Annotated in this window: 9 protein-coding genes; all 9 read left to right on the top strand. The window is 67.2% G+C overall.

What is annotated here, in order from left to right; all coding sequences use genetic code 11:
- Positions 1–188: 188 nt before the first annotated feature.
- Genes ACQ4WM_RS01185 through ACQ4WM_RS01145 form a run of 9 tightly spaced genes read left to right on the top strand, consistent with a single transcriptional unit; the run spans position 189 to position 17,321 of the window.
- On the top strand, positions 189–1,139 hold the full coding sequence (locus ACQ4WM_RS01185) for an AMP-binding protein (RefSeq protein ID WP_436544894.1): 951 nt from the start codon (positions 189–191) through the stop codon (positions 1,137–1,139).
- A gap of 21 nt (positions 1,140–1,160) precedes the next feature.
- A complete protein-coding gene (locus ACQ4WM_RS01180; RefSeq protein WP_436544893.1) occupies positions 1,161–8,657 on the top strand; it encodes an SDR family NAD(P)-dependent oxidoreductase in 7,497 nt (2,498 codons plus the stop codon).
- A 45-nt stretch (positions 8,658–8,702) separates the two neighbouring features.
- Entirely contained in the window at positions 8,703–9,923 is a 1,221-nt protein-coding gene (locus ACQ4WM_RS01175) for a 3-oxoacyl-[acyl-carrier-protein] synthase III C-terminal domain-containing protein (protein ID WP_436544892.1), read from the top strand.
- Positions 9,923–11,773 (top strand): 4'-phosphopantetheinyl transferase superfamily protein, encoded by a 1,851-nt coding sequence (locus ACQ4WM_RS01170; protein ID WP_436544891.1) that lies wholly within the window; start codon positions 9,923–9,925, stop codon positions 11,771–11,773. The genes ACQ4WM_RS01175 and ACQ4WM_RS01170 overlap by 1 nt, the downstream gene beginning before the upstream one ends.
- 31 nt (positions 11,774–11,804) lie before the next feature.
- Positions 11,805–12,539, top strand: coding sequence for an ABC transporter ATP-binding protein (locus tag ACQ4WM_RS01165; protein WP_436544890.1), 735 nt, complete (start codon positions 11,805–11,807; stop codon positions 12,537–12,539).
- The gene (locus ACQ4WM_RS01160) at positions 12,536–13,786 is read left to right on the top strand and encodes an ABC transporter permease (RefSeq protein WP_436544889.1); all 1,251 of its coding nucleotides are present in this window, start codon (positions 12,536–12,538) and stop codon (positions 13,784–13,786) included. The genes ACQ4WM_RS01165 and ACQ4WM_RS01160 overlap by 4 nt, the downstream gene beginning before the upstream one ends.
- A 19-nt stretch (positions 13,787–13,805) precedes the next feature.
- Positions 13,806–14,603, top strand: a complete 798-nt coding sequence (locus ACQ4WM_RS01155; RefSeq protein WP_436544888.1) for an outer membrane lipoprotein-sorting protein — start codon at positions 13,806–13,808, stop codon at positions 14,601–14,603.
- A 5-nt stretch (positions 14,604–14,608) separates the two neighbouring features.
- A complete protein-coding gene (locus tag ACQ4WM_RS01150; protein ID WP_436544887.1) occupies positions 14,609–15,874 on the top strand; it encodes a hypothetical protein in 1,266 nt (421 codons plus the stop codon).
- Positions 15,875–15,890: 16 nt separating this feature from the next.
- Complete coding sequence (locus ACQ4WM_RS01145) at positions 15,891–17,321, top strand: glycosyltransferase family 4 protein (RefSeq protein WP_436544886.1); 1,431 nt, start codon at positions 15,891–15,893, stop codon at positions 17,319–17,321.
- Positions 17,322–17,326 lie beyond the last annotated feature (5 nt).

Raw genomic sequence — 17,326 nt, 5'->3', positions numbered from 1 at the left:
TTAAAAATGGTAAGGGTGATTTAATTTCCTTAATTAAATAACCGCACAAAACCGTGCAAATAATGCTATGCGGCGCACCATTTTAGATCATGAAAATACTAATGTTTTTTAAAGGTACTAATATTTTTTGATTGTTTAAGTTTCCCATTACCAATAAATGTGTAACTAAGAATGTACGAGAGGTGCTTATGCGGATCGACCTTGAAGCCTCCAGCGCAGAGGACTGCAGCGACAGTATCTGGCTCGATGCCCATACCGTGGTATGCCGCATGGCCGTCGGCAAGGCGCGCTGCCGGGCGCCGCGCAGCGCGGCTGACGATATGGCGCTGGCGGCACTTGCCTTGCAGCGTCGCTTCGAAGTACTGGCGCAAATCAATCCGGGTGCGGTGGCGGTGCAGTGCGGCGCTTGCCGGCTCACTTATGGCGAGCTCGATGACCAGGCCGACGGCTTGGCCGTGCTGCTGCAGCAGCATGGGATTGGCGCCGGCAGCGTGGTGGCTATCCGCATGGCCCCTTCGCTGGCCATGGCGCGCGCGGTGCTGGCGGTGCTCAAGGCTGGCGGCGCCTGCCTGGTGCTCGATCCCGTGCAGACTGTGGCGCAATTGAGCGCGGCGCTGGCGGCGTGGAGTGCCGCAGTGCTCCTGACGGCGGCCGATGCCGCGCCGCTGCCGGCCATGGCGACGCTGCAATTGCGTTGCAGAGAAGACGGCGCCGGATTGCCGTTTGCGTGGCCGCACGAGTATCCGCTCGACGGTTTGTCGCCGGCCTACGCCTGCCATGATGCGCAAGATGGCGTATCGCTGCGCTTTGGCAGCCATCGTTCGGTCCTCTGCCAGTTGCAGGCGATCCAGGAGCTGAGCCCGATCCGGCAAGGCGATTGCGTGCTGCAAAGCGCGGCGGCGTCACCGGATGCCTTTCCGCTGGACGCCCTCTGGGCGCTGTCGCATGGCGCCAGGCTGCTGATCGCGGCGCCTGGCGAGACTGAAGACCCGAACTGCCTGCGCCAGTTGATACGGCGCGAACACATCGCGGCCATGCATGCTGTGCCGGCCCTGCGCGCACTGCTCGAGCGCGAACCGGATCACGCCGACCTCGATTCGCTGCGCACCCTGTTTTGCGCCATCCCCCTGCACGACTGACATCTTACGGAGATCGATTTCATGTCCTTCACATCCACGCCTGCCACCGTCATCGCCGTCACGCCATCGCACCGCCTGGTGCCCGAGATCGCCATCGCCGCACAGCGCGCCGGCGCCATCGGCCTGCTGGACTTGGGGCCGGGCTTGCAGGACGGCTCGGAAAACCTGCAGCAGCGCCGTGCCGGTGCGGCCCTCGCGCTGGCCAGCCTGGCGCACGCTTGCGCCGGCAAGCCAGCCTGGGGCGTGCGCTGGGAGGTATCCACCGACCCGGAGGACGAGGCACAGAGGCTGGACGTACTGGTGGCGCTGCTGGCCGAAGCGCCCGATGGCACGGCCGGCGGCGTGCCGCTGTTGCCGGTGCTGCTGCTGGCCGGCGTGGAGGCTGACCAACTTGCCGGCGTACTTGGCCAGGCGCGCGCCGTGGCCGGCATGGTGTTGCTCGAAGTGCGCGACCTGGAAGCCGGGCAGGCAGCCGAAGCGGCGGGCTATGACGGCCTGATCGTCAAGGGCCATGAGGCCGGTGGGCGGGTCAGCCCGCGCACCTCGTTCATCTTGCTGCAGGAACTGGCCGGCCAGCTTGCCATCCCGTACTGGATACAGGGTGGCATCGGCCTGCATACCGGGGCCGCCGCCATGCTGTCGGGCGCGGCCGGGGTCGTGCTGTGCGAGCAGTTGTGGCTGGCCGCCGAGGGGCCGTACGGCGCGCAGCCCGAGCGCCAGGCGATGAGCCGTCTCGACGGCAGCGAAACCATGCTGGCCGGCAGTGGCGACCATCAAACGCGCTTGTTCAGCCGTGCCGGCCGCGCGCTGCTGCGGCGCATCGAACTGGCCCAGGCCGCTGGCTTGCCGCTGCGGCCACTGCTGGAAGCGGGCTTGATCGCGGGCGCGGCCGGCGATGCTGACGGCTTGCTGGCGATCGGCCAGGATATTGCCCTGGCGGCGCCCTGGGCCGGGCGCTATGGCACGGTGGGGCGCATGGTCGCTGCGGTTGGCGCGTCGCTGTCCGGGTGCCTGGCGCTGGCGCAGGTGCAGGCGGCGCTGGCGCCCGACGGGCCACTGGCGCGCACGCACGGCACTGTTTATCCGATCGCACAGGGGCCGATGACGCGTGTCAGCGACCTCGGTGCGTTCGCGCGCGCGGTGGCCGATGGCGGCGCCTTGCCGTTCCTGGCGCTGGCGGTGATGCGCGGCCCGCAAGTGCAGGCGATGCTGCGCCAGACCAGCGACCTGCTTGGCGCGCGGCCATGGGGCGTCGGCGTGCTCGGTTTCCTGCCGCTGGAAATGCGCCAGGAGCAGATGACGGCGATCCGCGAGCTGCGCCCGCCGTTCGCGGTGATCGCCGGCGGGCGGCCGAGCCAGGCGCGCGAGCTCGAAGCGCTGGGCATCGTCACCTACCTGCACGTGCCGTCGCCCGGCTTGCTGCACAATTTCGTCACTGAAGGCGCGCGCCATTTCGTCTTCGAAGGCAGCGAGTGCGGCGGCCATACCGGGCCGCGCAGCAGCTTCGCCTTGTGGGAGCAGATGCTTGAGACGCTGATGGCGGCCGATATCAGCGATCCGCAAACACTGCGCATCATGTTTGCCGGCGGCATCCACGACGCCCTGTCGGCGGCGATGGTGGCCGCACTGGCCGCGCCGCTGGTGGCGCGCGGCGCCCAGATCGGCATCTGGATGGGCACCGCGTATCTATTTACCGAGGAGATCGTCAGCAGCGGCGCCATCGTGGCCGAATTCCAGCGCCAGGCAATCGAATGCAGCGAGACGGCGCTGTTGCAGTCGGGCGTGGGGGTGTACACGCGCTGCGCCCGCACGCCGTTCTGCGCCGAATTCGACAAGGTGCGCCAGCAGATGATGTTGTCGTCCGGTTCCGAGGAAGAAACCTTGCTGGCGCTGGAAACCATGAATATCGGCCGGCTGCGCATCGCGGCCAAGGGCGTGACCCGCAATACCGACCCGCACACGGCCGGCCAGCAGCGTTATGTCGCGCTCGACAGCGAGACCCAGCGCCGCGAAGGTGTGTACATGCTCGGTGACGTGGCGCGTTTGCGCGCGCATACCTGCACCATCGCCGCGCTGCATGAGGACGTGGCGGCGGGTGCCGTGCGCGTGCTGCAATCGGCCCGCGCCAGTGAGCCGGTGCCTGAACCGCGACGCGAACAGCAAGATATCGCCATCGTCGGCATGGCATGCCTGTTCCCCGGCGCGCAGAGCTTGCGCGAGTATTGGGAAAACATCGTGCGCGGCGTCGACTCGGTGCGCGAGGTTGATGCCGAGCGCTGGAGCGCGCTGCAGATGTTCGATCCGAAGCGCGGCACGCCGGACAAGGTGTATGCCAAGTGGGGTGGCTTCCTGGACGATATCGCCTTCGATCCACAGCGCTACGGCATCGCGCCGGCCAGCCTGGCGTCGATCGAGCCGATGCAGCTGCTGGCGCTGGAGGTGGCACGCCAGGCGATGGCCGACGCCAGCCTCGATACGCTGCCGTTTGCCCGCGAACGCACCTCCTGCGTGTTTGCCGTCGGCGGCATGGCCGACCTCAGTTGCCAGTACAACTTCCGCACTTTGTTGCCGCTGTACTTGCAGCAGGTCGACGGCCTGGCGCCGGAAACGCGCGAGCAGATACTGTCCACGCTGAATCGCGAGGCGCTGCCGCAGTGGAGCGAGGATACGTTTCCCGGCATCCTGGGCAATGTGGTGGCCGGGCGCATCGCCAACCGGCTCGATCTCGGCGGCACCAATTTCACGGTCGATGCCGCCTGCGCCGCCTCGCTGGCGGCGGTCGATATCGGTATCAGGCAATTGCGCGCTGGCCAAGCCGATGTAGCGCTGGTCGGCGGTGCCGACTGCACCAACGGCCCGATCGGTTTCATGTGTTTTTCGCAAACCCACGCCCTGTCGCCGCGCGGGCGATCCCGTCCGTTCGACCGCAGCGCCGATGGCATCGCCATCAGCGAGGGCGTCGGCGCGGTGGTGCTCAAGCGCCTGGCGGACGCCGAACGCGATGGCGACCGCATCTATGCGCTGATCAAGGGCACCGGCAGTTCCAGCGACGGCCGCAACCGCAGCCTGACGGCGCCGCATCCGGCCGGGCAGGTGCTGGCGCTCAAGCGCGCGTATCAGGACGCCGGCGTGGCGCCGTCGCAACTGGGCCTGATCGAGGCGCACGGCACCGGCACGGCGCTAGGCGACAAGTCGGAACTGCGCGCGCTGGCAGCGGCGTTTGGCGAGGCCGGCCTGGCGCCGCACAGTTGCGCACTCGGCTCGGTGAAGTCGATGATCGGCCATGCCAAGGTGGCCGCCGGCATGGCCGGGCTGATCAAGGCGGCGCTGGCGCTGGAGCAGCGCGTGTTGCCGCCCACCATCGGCATCGAGCAGCCGACCGACGCCATCGATTTCAGCAGTTCGCCGTTCTACCTGAACACTGAAGCGCGGCCATGGCTGGCGGCTGGCCCATCACAGCGCCATTGTGGCGTCAGCGCCTTCGGCTTCGGTGGCACCAATTTCCATGCCGTGCTGGCCGAATATCAGGATGGCTACCGCGCTGGCGGCGTGCCCGGCCTGGCGCCGCGCGAGGTGGAGCTGTTTGCCATCGCCGGCGCCAGCGGCGAGCAGGTGGCGCTGCACGTGCGCCGGTTGCTGGGTTTGCTGGAGCATGCACGGCAGGCCGACCTGGCGCCGCTGGCCTGGGCGCTGTACCGCGAACAGCAGGCGGCGGCGCCAGCCGAAGGGGGCCGGAGTTGCCGCCTGGCGCTGCTGGCCGGCTCGGTCGACGAATTGCGCGCCCGGCTGGCGCACGCGCTGGAACTGATGCCGCGGCACGCCGAGATACGCCAGCCGCCAGGCTTGTACTACCGCGATGACGCTGGTGCTGGCGGCGGGGCGGGTGCGGTCTGCTTCCTGTTTCCGGGCCAGGGATCGCAGCGCGTCAACATGCTGCGTGACCTGGTGCTCGGCATGCCGGCGCTGCATGGCTGCTTCAACGATGAGCGGATCGCCGGCTTGATCTATCCGCCGCCGGTGTTCGGCGAAGCGCAGCGCGAGGCGCAGCAGCATGCGCTGAACGCGACCGAGGTGGCGCAGCCGGCGCTGGGCATGGCGGGCATGGCCGGCTTTGACCTGCTGGCCACGTATGGCCTGGCGCCCGACATGGTGGCCGGCCACAGTTATGGCGAATACGTGGCCCTGTGCGCCGCCGGCGCGATCAGCCGCGCCGAGCTGCTGCACTTGTCGCTGGTGCGCGGCAGGCTGGCGCAAGCGGCTCCGCCGGGCGCGATGGCGGTGCTCGATGGCGATGGCGAACAGGTGGCGGCCGCCATCGGCAGGCACGGTTTGCAAGTGGCCATCGCCAACCTCAATTCGCCGGTGCAGACCATTATCGCCGGTGGCGCCGCAGCGATCGACGCGGCGATCGCTGCGTTGTCGGCCGACGGCATGCGGGTGCGCAAGCTGCCGGTCAGCGCCGCTTTCCACTGCAGCAATATGGACCACGCCAGCCAGGAACTGGCGCAGGAACTGGCGGCGGTGCGCTTTCGCGCGCCGGCGCTGCCCGTGTATTCGAATACCACGGCTTCGCCGCATGCGGCCGACGCGGACGAGCTGCGCCGGCTGCTGGCGCGCCATATCGCTGAACCGGTGCGCTTTGTCGAGCAGATCGAAGCGCTGTACCAGGCCGGCGCGCGCACCTTCATCGAATGCGGACCGGGGCTGGTGCTCGCAGGCCTGGTCGGTGCCATCCTGGGGCCGCGCCCACACGACACGCTGGCGCTGGACGCACCCGGCCGGCCGGGGTGGCTGCAACTGGGGCAATTGCTGGCGCAGGCCGTGTCGCTCGGCCTGCCGGTCAACCTGAACGCCTGGTACGCCGGGCGCGGCCTGGAACACGCCACGCTGGATCAATTGGCTGCCGTCGCCGCAGCCAGGACCCGGCCGGCGCCGTTGGCCTGGCGCGTCAATGGCGGGCGCGCCCAGCCATGGCATGCAGCGGCGCCTGCCAAAGCTGCCCCGGCGCCAACCGTGGCCGTGCCCACATCCGCGCCGTCACCGGTTTTGCTGCCCGCCGCTTTGCCTGACGCCGGCAGCGCTATTGCTTCCCGCCATCATCACGCCTTGCCAACCGCCCTTCACAGGAGAAGCCACATGAACGCTGAAGAATTTCGTCCGCACTATCCGCCCGAACCGCAGCCTGGCGCCAGCAGCGCGGGCGCGGCGTTGCCGCTTTCCGAGTTCAGCCTGATCCAGCACGGACTGGCGCGTTTGCTGGACCTGCAATGCGAGCAGCAATTGAGCCTGCGCCATTTTCTCGATTTCCAGGCCCGCATGGCGGGCGTCGGCCATGAACCGCCGTCCGCGCCGGCATACGCCGAACCGTCCGCGCCTGCACCCGCAGCGTCCGTGCCCATGCCTGAACCTAAGCGCAAGCCCGAGACTGTCGCCGCCGCACCGCGGCCTCCGGTATTGCCGAAACAGCTGTCGGCGATGGCGCCCGCGCCAGCACCTGTGCCCGCGCCGCCGCCCCCGCCGCCGCCCGTGCTTGCGCCGGCGGCAGCGGGCCGGCCGGTACTGGCGGTGGCCAGCGCCGCCGAATTCAAGACCGAACTGGTAAAGGCGGTGTCGGAGCGCACCGGTTATCCGGTCGAGATGCTCGATCTCGACGCCCACATGGAAGCCGACCTGGGCATCGACTCCATCAAGCGCATTGAAATCCTCAGTGGTCTGACCAACCGCTACGACATGATCGGCAGCCGCGACGAGGAAGCCGTCATCGCCGAGCTGTCCGGCTACAAGACGCTGAACGAAATCGCCAACTGGTATGCCCGCTCCCTTGAAACGCCAGTGGCGGAAGGCGGTGCGCCCGGAGACATCGCGCCAAAAAAAGCGCCGGCTCCATTGCCTCTGCAGCTTGAGGCAGTGGAGCCTGTGGCGGCCGATGCCGCCGATCCCGTGCGCCGTTACGTGGTCCATGCCAGCTTCGCCGGCACCGCTGGCGCGGCCGTACCGCCTGATTTGCCGCGTATCTTTCCGGTGCTGCTGGCCGGCGCGCAGTCGGCACTGGCACAAGCGCTGCGGCAGGAGCTGGAACGGCTTGGCTATACGGTGCTGCAACTGATACCGGCCGCCGTCACGCGCCGGCTCGACGCGCAGCGCTGCGAAATCGACCTGTCGTCGCTGCAGGCGCTGGCCGACTGGCGCGCGCTGGCCGGCCATGGCCGCGCGCCGATCGGCATGCTGCTCAACCTGATGGGCGCCGACGAGAGCCCGGACGACGCGCATCTGGGCGACGCTCGCGCGATGTTCCTGATGTTGAAGCTGTTCGAGGCCGATTTGAAGGCCAGCGCGGCCGCCGGTGCCGGCTGGCTGCTGAACCTGACCCGGCTCGACGGACAGTTTGGCCTCAGCCATACACGCGAGCTGGCGGTCGGCAGCGCCGGCACGCTGGGGGTGGCCAAGTCGGCGGCGCGCGAATGGCCGACGGTGAAAATCAAGTGCGTCGACGCCGAGCCTGGCCTGGAGGCAGCACCGCTGGCGCTGCGCATCCTGGGCGAAATCGGTCACGCCGATACGGCCACCGAGATCGGCCTGACCGGGCAGGGGCGCTGGAACATTTCGCTGCGCGCCGATGGTCCGCCGCGCCAGGCGCTGGCCGGACTGGCGCTGGCACCGGGCGCGGTACTGCTGGTGACCGGCGGCGCGTATGGCATCACCGCCGATATCGCCAGCGCGCTGGCGGCCAAATACCGCCCCACGCTGGTGCTGGTCGGGCGCAGCGCGCTGCCGGGCGACGAAGATGACAGAACGCGCGGCATCGATGGCCTCGCGTTGCAGCAGGTGTTGATCGCCCAGTTGTGCGCCGGTGACGCCGGCATCACGCCGGCGCGGGTCAACGCCGCGCTGAAACGGATCGTGCGCGAACGCGCCATCCGCACCAACCTGGCGGCCATGCGCGCCAGCGGTGCGACGGTCGAATACCACTGCCTGGACGTGCGCGACGGTGCCGGGCTGGGCGCACTGGTGGACGATCTCTACCAGCGCCACGGCCGCATCGATGGCGTGCTGCATGGCGCCGGCGTGATCGGCGACAAGCTGATCGCCGACAAGACGCTCGAGTCGTTCGATGCCGTGTTCGACACCAAGGTGCTGCCGGCGCTGGTGCTGGCGCGCAAGCTGCGTCCGGAGAGCCTGAAATTCATCGCCTTCTTCTCGTCGGTGGCCGGGCGATTCGGCAACGTCGGGCAGTGCGACTACAGCGCCGCCAACGAAGTGTTGAACAAGCTGGCCGACAGCCTGGGCCAGCGCTGGCCGAAGGTGCATGCGCTGTCCATCAACTGGGGACCGTGGGACGCCGGCATGGTCGACGACGGCTTGCGCAAGCTGTATGCGCTGCGCGATATCGTGCCGATCCCCGTGGCCGACGGCCGGCGCCACTTTTTGCAGGAAGTCGAGCGTGGCGCTGGCGGCGAGCCCGAGCTGGTGATCACCTCGAGCATGCAGCAGATCGCCGCACTGCGGCTGGTGCACTGACAGTACGCCACCGTTTTACTTTCATCCACCATCAAGGAGCACACCATGCGTGCCGCGTATCCCGTTTTGTTCGACTTCAAGCCGGTCCAGGTGGTCAAGCCGGTAGGCCAGCGCATCGCGCTGGAAATCTCTGCCTTTGGCCTGGCCAAGGGCCATTGCAAGGTGCACCAGCTGGAAAACAAGCAGGACATGCGCATTGTACTGGACCACATGCGTGAAAAGATTGCCCGCTACGCCGTCTCGACCGATCAGATCAACCGGCGCCAGCTGGTCCTGTTTCCGCGCGTGCGCGACGTGCGTTTTACCGGTGGCGAGCTGATCGTGCAGGAACCCGAGCATGCGCACCTGCGCATGTTCGTCGACGCCGACGATACCAAGGGCATCGACCTGAAGCAGCGCCATGCCAGCTATGGCAAGATCGTCGGCGACTGCCTGGAGGACCTGTTTCCCGAAGAAAGCACGCCGCCCGACGACCTGATCCACGTCACCTGTTCCGGCTACCTGGCGCCGAGCCCGGTCGAGCGCATGGTGGCGCGCAAGCAATGGTACGACACCACCGTCACCCACAGCTACCACATGGGCTGCTACGGCGCCTTCCCGGCGATCAAGATGGCGCACGGCTTTCTGGCCTCGTCGCAACTGTCGGAACTGGTGGCGCCGCGCGAGCGGGTCGATATCGTGCATACCGAGCTGCTGTCGGGCCACCACAATATCGAGGATTCGGGGATCGAGAACATCATCACCATGAGCCTGTTCGCGGACGGCTTCATCAAGTATTCGATGGCCTCGCCGCAGTATGCGCGCCAGCACGGCTTGCGCGGCTTGCGGGTACTGGCCTTCCACGAACACCTGCTGCCCGATTCGGCCGACGACATGACCTGGGTGCCGGCCGCGCATCAGTTCCAGATGACGCTGTCGGTGATGGTGCCGGTGGTGATCAAGCGCCATGTGCGCAGCTTCGTCGACAAGCTGCTGGGCCGCGCCGGCCTCGACTTCGAACGTGACAAGCACACGCTGATGTTCGCGATCCACCCCGGCGGGCCGAAGATCGTCGAGCATATCCAGGCCGAGCTGGCGCTGCGCGACGACCAGGTGGCGATCAGCAAGACGGTGTTCCGCGAGAACGGCAATATGTCGTCGGCCACGGTACCGCACATTTTGAAAGGCATCCTCGAAGAGAAGGGCATCGCCGCCGGCACCCGCATCGTGGCACTGGGATTCGGGCCGGGCCTGACGGTGACCGGCCTGGTGCTGGAGAAAACCTGATGCGCGCGACCATGCCGCTGGAATCTGCCGGCAGCGCCGCCGATCCGCACCGGCTGCTCGCACCCGGTGCCGCGCCGCTGGTGGCGCGCCGGCACGAGGTCGCCGCACTGCTGCAGGCGGCGCCGGAAGCCGTTATTGACGCTACCACCGAACCGGCTCCCGAACCGGCGATGCCGTTTATCGGCGCCATCGTCGACTACCTGCCCGGTCACAGCATACGCGTCGAACGGGTGCTGGCGCTGGAACAGGACCTGCATCTGGCGCACCATCATTTCGTGCCGGCGCGACCGCACAAGCCGCTGTCGGCCTGCTTTCCGGTGCTGCCGATGACCTTCAGCCTGGAGGCCATGGCCGAGGTGGCGGCCTGCCTGGCGCCCGACATGGGCTTGACCGGTATCGAGCAGGTGGGCGCCGGCCGCTGGATCGCACTGGCCGACAGTGCCGAGCTGGCTCTGGTAATCAGCGCGCAACTGGCCGGCGGCAACACCGACAGCTGCCGTATCGCGGCCACGATCGAGGTCGCCGGCCAGGCCCAGCCGGCCATCAGCGCGGTGCTGGTGTTCGGCCGCGCCTACCATGGCACCCTCGTGGTGGAAGGGTTGGTGGCGCCGGTGGCACGAGTGACGGCGCTGCTCGATGCCGAGCAAATCTACGCGCGCCGGCAATTGTTCCATGGGCCGGCGCTGCACTGCCTGCAAGGCGCCGTGGTGGTGGCAGGGCAGGGCGCCAGCGGCAGTTTGCTGGTGCGCCCGCCCGACACGCTGTTCGCCTCGACGCGTACGCCGCAATTGCTGACCGATCCGGCGCTGATGGATGGCGTCGGGCAACTGATCGGCATTTGGGCCATGCAGAGCCAGCAGCGCGTGACCTTCCCGATCGGTATCGACAAGCTCGAGTATTACGCTGCCACGCCGGCGCCGGGCAGTGTGGTCGGCATCCGCATCCACACCGCCGTCAATGGCAAGTTCCTGCGCACCGACGTGGAAATCGACGATGGCGCCGGCGGCGTCTGGCTGCGCATCGCCGGCTGGAAGTCGTGGCAGTTTCGTTGGCACGCGCGTCTGATCGATTTCCGCCGCTTCCCCTCGCGCTACCTGCTGAGCGAGCCGCACGCCTTGTCCGGCGTGGTCGTGTGTCGTGTGATGGACGCGGCGCTGATCGCCGATTTCGATCGCACGCTGCTGGCGCGCCACTACCTGCACCAGCAGGAAATGGCGTTGTTCGAGGCCAGCGCCGCGCAGCCGGCGCGCCAGCTCGAATGGCTGCTGGGGCGTATCACAGCCAAGGACGCGGCGCGCGCCTGGGCCCGGCCGCCAGCTTCGCCAAACGATGGTGCTGGCGATGACGGCGGGCCCGACATGCTGCATCCGGCCAGCATGGCCATCGGCCATGACGCGCTGGGCCAGCCGTTCCTCGCCGTCTGGCCACTACCTACAGACGCGCCCTGCATCAGCATCAGCCACCGCGCCGGCCGCGCACTGGCGGTCGCGCACGGCGCGCCGGCCGGCATCGATATCGAACAGGTCGAGCCGCGCGAGGCGCCCTGCGTGACAGCTTTCAGCAGCGCCGCCGAGCGCGCCCTGCTGGCGGGCTGGAGCGACGCCGCGCAAGCTGCCACCGGACCGCACGTGCAGCGGCAGGAGTCGCTGACGCGCCTGTGGTGCGCCAAGGAGGCCCTGGGGAAAATGCTGGGCAGCGGGGTGCGGCCGTCGCCTCACGATTTCGTGCTTGAAGCCTGCGAGGCGGACGGCGCCATCCTGCTGATGCGCCACCTCCCCGGTGGCGCACTGGCGCGCGTGACGACGCTGCGCGACGGCCCGTTCATTTGTGCGCTGTGCCTGGCGCCCTGATGCCATTACTTCATCTGAAAGGACGCGACCCATGCCGCAACCAGTTCAACAAGCGCTCGTCGAATTGTCTGGCGCCACCAAGCAGTATCAATTGGGCGGCGCCGGTATCCTGGCGTTGGACAACGTCGGCCTACGCATCGACGCCGGCGAATTCGTCGCCGTGTGGGGGCCATCGGGTTCCGGCAAATCGACCCTGTGCAACCTGATCGGCCTGATCGACTCACCGAGCGCCGGCAGCGTCAGTTTTCGCGGCGCCGATGCGGCGCTGATGTCGGACGACCAGCGCAGCACCATGCGCAACCGCAGCATCGGCTTCGTGTTCCAGGGCTTTAACCTGGTACCGGTCCTGTCGGCGCTGGAAAACGTCATGCTGCCGCTGCAGATCGGCGGCGCCTCTGCGCAGGCGGCGAAGGCGGCGGCGCGGCTGCGTCTGGAGCAAGTCGGCCTGGGCGGCCAGATGGCGCAGCGCCCGGCCAAGCTGTCCGGCGGTCAGCAGCAGCGCGTGGCGATCGCCCGTGCGCTGGTGGCGGGCCCGGTGCTGGTGGTGGCCGACGAGCCGACCGCCAACCTCGATACGGCCAACGCCGTGCTGATCATCGACCTGATGCGCGAGATCAGCCGCCGCGAGGGCACTACTTTTGTCTTTTCCACCCATGACGACCGGCTGCTGGCGCGGGTCGACCGCAAGGTGATGCTGCGCGACGGCTGCATCGCCGACGATGTGCGGCAGGAGCGCGCCGACTATCGCATGCGGGTGTACTCATGATGACCTGGTTCAAGCTGGCGATGCGCAATCTGTTTCGCAACGCGCGTCGCTCGCTGGTGACCATCATCGCCATCGGCCTGGGCTTTTTGGCGGTCAATACGCTGGGCGGCTTTACCGCCTACATCTTCGGCAGCCTGGAAGACAGCTATATCTATGGCGAGGGCAATGGCCACCTGACGGTGTTCAAAGCGGGTTTTCTCGGCAAAGGCAAGCTCGAGCCCTTGAACTTCCTGCTGGCGCCGGCCGAACTGGCGACCATCCGCAAGGTGGCGGCGGCCGACCGGCAAGTGCTGCTGGCCACGCCGGCGCTGTACATCTCGGGTTTGCTCAGTAACGGCCAGGTATCGACCATCTTTGTCGCCGCCGGACGGGTGCCGGCCGACATGCGCGCCATCGGCGAGCGCGCGCCCAACGAAGACACGCGCGTGCGGCGCTTCGACGGCCAGCCCCTGTCGTCAGCGCTGCCGTTCGGCATAGGCGTCAGCCGTGGCCTGGCGCAGCAGCTCAATTTGCAGCTGGGGCAAACGGCGGTGGCGATGGCGCCCACCGTCGGCGGTCAGATCAACGCGCTCGACGCGCAACTGCAGCAGCTGGTCGATGCGCCGGTGGAAGCGCTGGAAGACAAGCTCGCTGCAGTGCAGCTGGAATTCGCGCAAAGCCTGTATGACACCGCTGGCGTCGACCGGGTCACCTTGCTGCTCGACAATGGCGCCGACACGCAGGCGGCCAGGGCGCGGCTGGCCCGCGCCTTCAAGGCGGCCGGCCTGAAGGTCGAGGTGCAGGACTGGAAGGAGATGGCGCCGTTCTATACCAAAGTGAAAAAGATGTTCAGCGTGATTTTCCTGGTGACCTTCCTGATCGTCTTCCTGATCGTCGTCATGAGCGTGGTCAACACGGTCGGCATGGCGGTGATGGAGCGTACGCGCGAAATTGGCACCTTGCGCGCGCTGGGCGTCAAGCGGCGCGGCATCGTCGCCCTGTTTGCGCTGGAAAGCATGCTGCTGGGCGCCTGCGGTTCGCTGCTGGGCGTGCTGCTGATGCTGTTGCTGCTGTATCTGGTGCGCGTGCTGCATCCGACCTGGGTGCCGCCGCAGATTGCGCGCGAGGTGCCGCTGCATATTTACCTGGTCTGGCTGTACTGGCTGTACAGCGTGGCGCTGCTGCTGCTGCTGTCGCTGGTTGCCGCCATTTTCCCCGCGCGCAGAGCTGCGCGCCTCGACATCACCCATGCGCTCGGCTTTGCCTGAGCGCCGCCAGGAGAAAACCATGAAAATCATGTTGCACCGTTACCGCTTGCGAGTCAGGACCCTGGCCGTTGTCACCGCGCTGGCGCTGGCCGCACCGCTGGCCGGCGCAGGTGACGTTGCCGTCGAAGCGACGCGCAACGCCGCGTCGGTCCAGGACCTGCTGCGCGCGGCCGACGAGGCGCGCGGCAATGTCGAAGGCATCGCGTGGAACGTGACGATCGAGACGGTCGACCAGCAACGCGTCACCGACACGCTGGTGTACGACATCAAGGCGCGCGGCTTCAATATCGCCGGCATCAGCCAGGCGCCTGCCAAGTACAAGGGCAACAAGCTGTTGATGCTTAACACCAGCATGTGGTTCTACAAGCAGGGCCTGAGCAAGCCGGTGCCGGTGTCGCAGCGCCAGAAGCTGATGGGCGACGCGTCGTATGGCGATATCGCCTCGACCAACTATGCCGACAATTACGACGCCAGCGAGTTGCCCGACGAGCTCGTCGGCGGCGAGGAGTGCCGCGTGTTCGACCTGAAGGCACGCAGCGACAAGCAGACCTATGACAGCATCCGCTACTGGGTCTCGAAAAAGCGCCAGGTCGGCATCAGGGCCGAGTACTTCACGGTATCTGGCAAGAAATTCAAGTCGGCCACCATGGATTACGACAACGTGGTGCAGCTGGAAGGGCACAAGCGCCCGTTCCTGTCGCGCATCGTGATGCAGGGGGAATTGATGAACGGCACGGTGACCTACCTGAACCTGCGCCAGCCGCGCATCGCGCCCTTGCCCGACCATGTGTTCGACCTTAATCTGTTCATGCGGTGAACCCGATGACTGCACACATATCGCAAGGCCGTACCGCAGCTGGCCGGCTGGCCGCACTCGCCCTGGGCTGCTGCACTGCCATCGCCCAGGCGCAGCCTGGCGGGCCGGAGTCGGTGGTGGCCGCCGACGAGGAAGCGGGGCCGGTCTGGTACTCGCGCATCAATCTGTTTGGCTATGGCGTCCAGCAGGATTTGAGCCGGGCGCAACGCGAGCAGAACGTGCTCGGCCTACCCCGCTCGCAGTATCAGTTTGAATTTCGTCCCGATTTCAGCCTGACCCTGCCAGATATCGAGCTGAGCCTCAAGCCGCGCCTCAGCTTTGGCCGGCGCGAGACCGACACCGCTGGCGGCCTGCGCCGTGACAGCGGGCACCAGGGCTATATCAATGAAGCCTATCTGCGCTTTCGCCTGAGCGACCGGCTGACCGCCATGTATGCGCGCGAAAATCTGCAATGGGGGCCGGCGGCGTTGCTGTCGGCATCGAATCCCTTCAATCCAGACAATGGCAAGAGCAATCCGAATATCGAGTTGCCGGGGCTCGACTATGTGCGGCTGGTGGCGGTCATCGGGCCGGTCTGGACGCTGTCGCTGATCGCCAATACCGGCGCAGGCCGCTACGGCAAGGACGCCGCATCGACGGCCGCCACCCGGCCTGGCGTGCCGGCAGGCGGCGAGTTCCATAAAACCTACGCGGCCAAGCTCGATTACACGGGCGATGGCCACTATGCATCGGTGATCATGTCGCATCGCGAGCAGGGTGTGAGCCGCTTCGGCGGCTTCTTCGGCTGGAATGCATCCGACGCCTGGCTGCTGTATGGCGAGGGCAGCGTGGCGTGGGCGCAGCCGCAGCCTGGGTCGGGCTTGCGCCGGCCGCCGCGCGACACGCGCTTGCTGGCCGGCGCCGCGTACACGCTGGAAGGCGGTGGCACGCTCAGCGGCGAATATTTCCACAACCGGGCCGGCTGCCGGCTGACGCCGGTGATTCAGTGCGCCAACACTGCGCTGGCGCAGCCGCGACTGCCGCTGCTGCGGCGCCGCTACGCCATGCTGCAATACGTCGATACCAAGCTCAGGGGCAATATCAATCTGCTGGCGCGGGCGATACGCAACCTTGACGACCAGTCCTGGCAGGCCAGCTTCAATCTCGAATACGAGCTGGGCGAACACTGGCAGCTGTACCTGACACCGACCGTGTCGCGCGGGCGCGCCGGCAGCGAGTTCGGCACCTTGCCCAAGCGCGCCGTGTTCTTTGGCGCTTCCTATACTTTCTGACACTGGAGAAACAACCATGCACAATGCTCCCGGCTTCGCCATCCTGACGATGGGCAGCGGCGACTATCTCGGCTCGACGGTGCGCGACCTGACACTGGCCAACGCCCTGCACCGGCGCGGCTTCAAGGTGGTGATTTACTGGATGATGGAGACCAATCAGGAACTGGCCGATCCCGGCATCGAACACCGCATGCTGTGCCATGGCACGCGCTACCATTTCCAGCGCCCGTCCGAGTTCCTCGACCGCGTGCTTGGCAAGCTGCTGTTCCTGCTGCCCAAGCGGTTGCGCGTGGCGTCGGTACAGAAAAAGGCCGGTTATGTCGACCGCTTGCTGGCCAACCTGGTGCGATCGCTGTACGCCTCCGCCACGGCCGACGCCAGGCTGGCGCGCCGGCTGGCCGGCATGATCAGGGACGACGGCGTGAGCCATTTGCTGGTCAGCTTCGGCACCCTGGGGCCGCTGGCGCAGCAGGCAAAGAAAAGCCATGCCGCCTTTGACTACCTGCTGACGTTCCAGGGCGACGAGGAATTCGCCGCGCATGCCGCGCGCATCGGCCTGCGTGAGCGTTTTGGCGAACGGCTCAATACAGCCCTGCTGCAGTCGCCATGGCGCGCGATCGCCGTCAGCGAAGATTATGTACATCGCATCGTCGACGACATCGGCGTCTCGCCGAGCCGGCTGCAGGTGGTGTATAACGGTGTCGAGCTGCCCGAACGCGGCGCCAGGCCGCCGTTTTCCGTGCTCAAGGTACTGTTTCCCAAGTTGCGTGAGGGTATCCCCATCGTCTTGTACCTGGGCCGGCAAGATACTGAAAAAGGCATCGACCTGCTGTTGTACGCGGTGCGCCTGCTGGCCGGGCGCGAGCAGGGCGCACCGGCGCCGCTGCAACTGGTGGTCTGCGGCGCCACCGCCAAGGGCCAGTCGTACCGGCAGGTGCTGAACGACATGGGCCAACACCTGGGCCTGGCGATCCACCACGCCGGCACCGTGACGCCGCAGATGCGCGCCGCGCTGTATGCGCACAGCCATATCGTGGTTTACCCGTCGATCAACCGCGAGCCGTTCGGGCTGGTGGTGGCCGAGGCGATGAGCCACGGCACGCCGGTACTGGTGCCCGATTATGGCGGCGTGGCCGAAGTCATCCATGACCAGGGCCTGTCAGGTGGCCTGCGTTTTCGCACCTGGGACAGCGGCGACCTGGCGCGCCAGCTGGGCCGCATGCTCGACGACAGCACGCTGTACGAGGAACTGGCCGGTAACGCGCAGACCGTGGCGGCCCGTTTCAGTGTCGAACGCATGACGGACGGCGTGCTGGCGCACATGGGCCTGCGCAGCATGCCACAGGGCTTGGCCGAGGCAAATGTTTCCAGCGTAACCCTGGCCGCCATCGAGGCCAGCGACGCCGATCCGGTTGAGCTGGCCGAACCGGCCGGCGAGCGGGGCTGACACGC

This window comes from Janthinobacterium longum (genome assembly GCF_051380735.1).
GTDB lineage: Bacteria > Pseudomonadota > Gammaproteobacteria > Burkholderiales > Burkholderiaceae_D > Janthinobacterium.
The sequence above is the reverse complement of the archived record's forward strand: the minus strand, read 5'-3'. Positions and strand labels throughout refer to the sequence as shown.

Bases quoted from the DNA above. Each gene is read 5' to 3' on its own strand.
- ACQ4WM_RS01185 (WP_436544894.1), top strand. From the start codon at position 189: ATGCGGATCGACCTTGAAGCCTCCAGCGCAGAGGACTGCAGCGACAGT.
- ACQ4WM_RS01180 (WP_436544893.1), top strand. From the start codon at position 1,161: ATGTCCTTCACATCCACGCCTGCCACCGTCATCGCCGTCACGCCATCG.
- ACQ4WM_RS01175 (WP_436544892.1), top strand. From the start codon at position 8,703: ATGCGTGCCGCGTATCCCGTTTTGTTCGACTTCAAGCCGGTCCAGGTG.
- ACQ4WM_RS01170 (WP_436544891.1), top strand. From the start codon at position 9,923: ATGCGCGCGACCATGCCGCTGGAATCTGCCGGCAGCGCCGCCGATCCG.
- ACQ4WM_RS01165 (WP_436544890.1), top strand. From the start codon at position 11,805: ATGCCGCAACCAGTTCAACAAGCGCTCGTCGAATTGTCTGGCGCCACC.
- ACQ4WM_RS01160 (WP_436544889.1), top strand. From the start codon at position 12,536: ATGATGACCTGGTTCAAGCTGGCGATGCGCAATCTGTTTCGCAACGCG.
- ACQ4WM_RS01155 (WP_436544888.1), top strand. From the start codon at position 13,806: ATGAAAATCATGTTGCACCGTTACCGCTTGCGAGTCAGGACCCTGGCC.
- ACQ4WM_RS01150 (WP_436544887.1), top strand. From the start codon at position 14,609: ATGACTGCACACATATCGCAAGGCCGTACCGCAGCTGGCCGGCTGGCC.
- ACQ4WM_RS01145 (WP_436544886.1), top strand. From the start codon at position 15,891: ATGCACAATGCTCCCGGCTTCGCCATCCTGACGATGGGCAGCGGCGAC.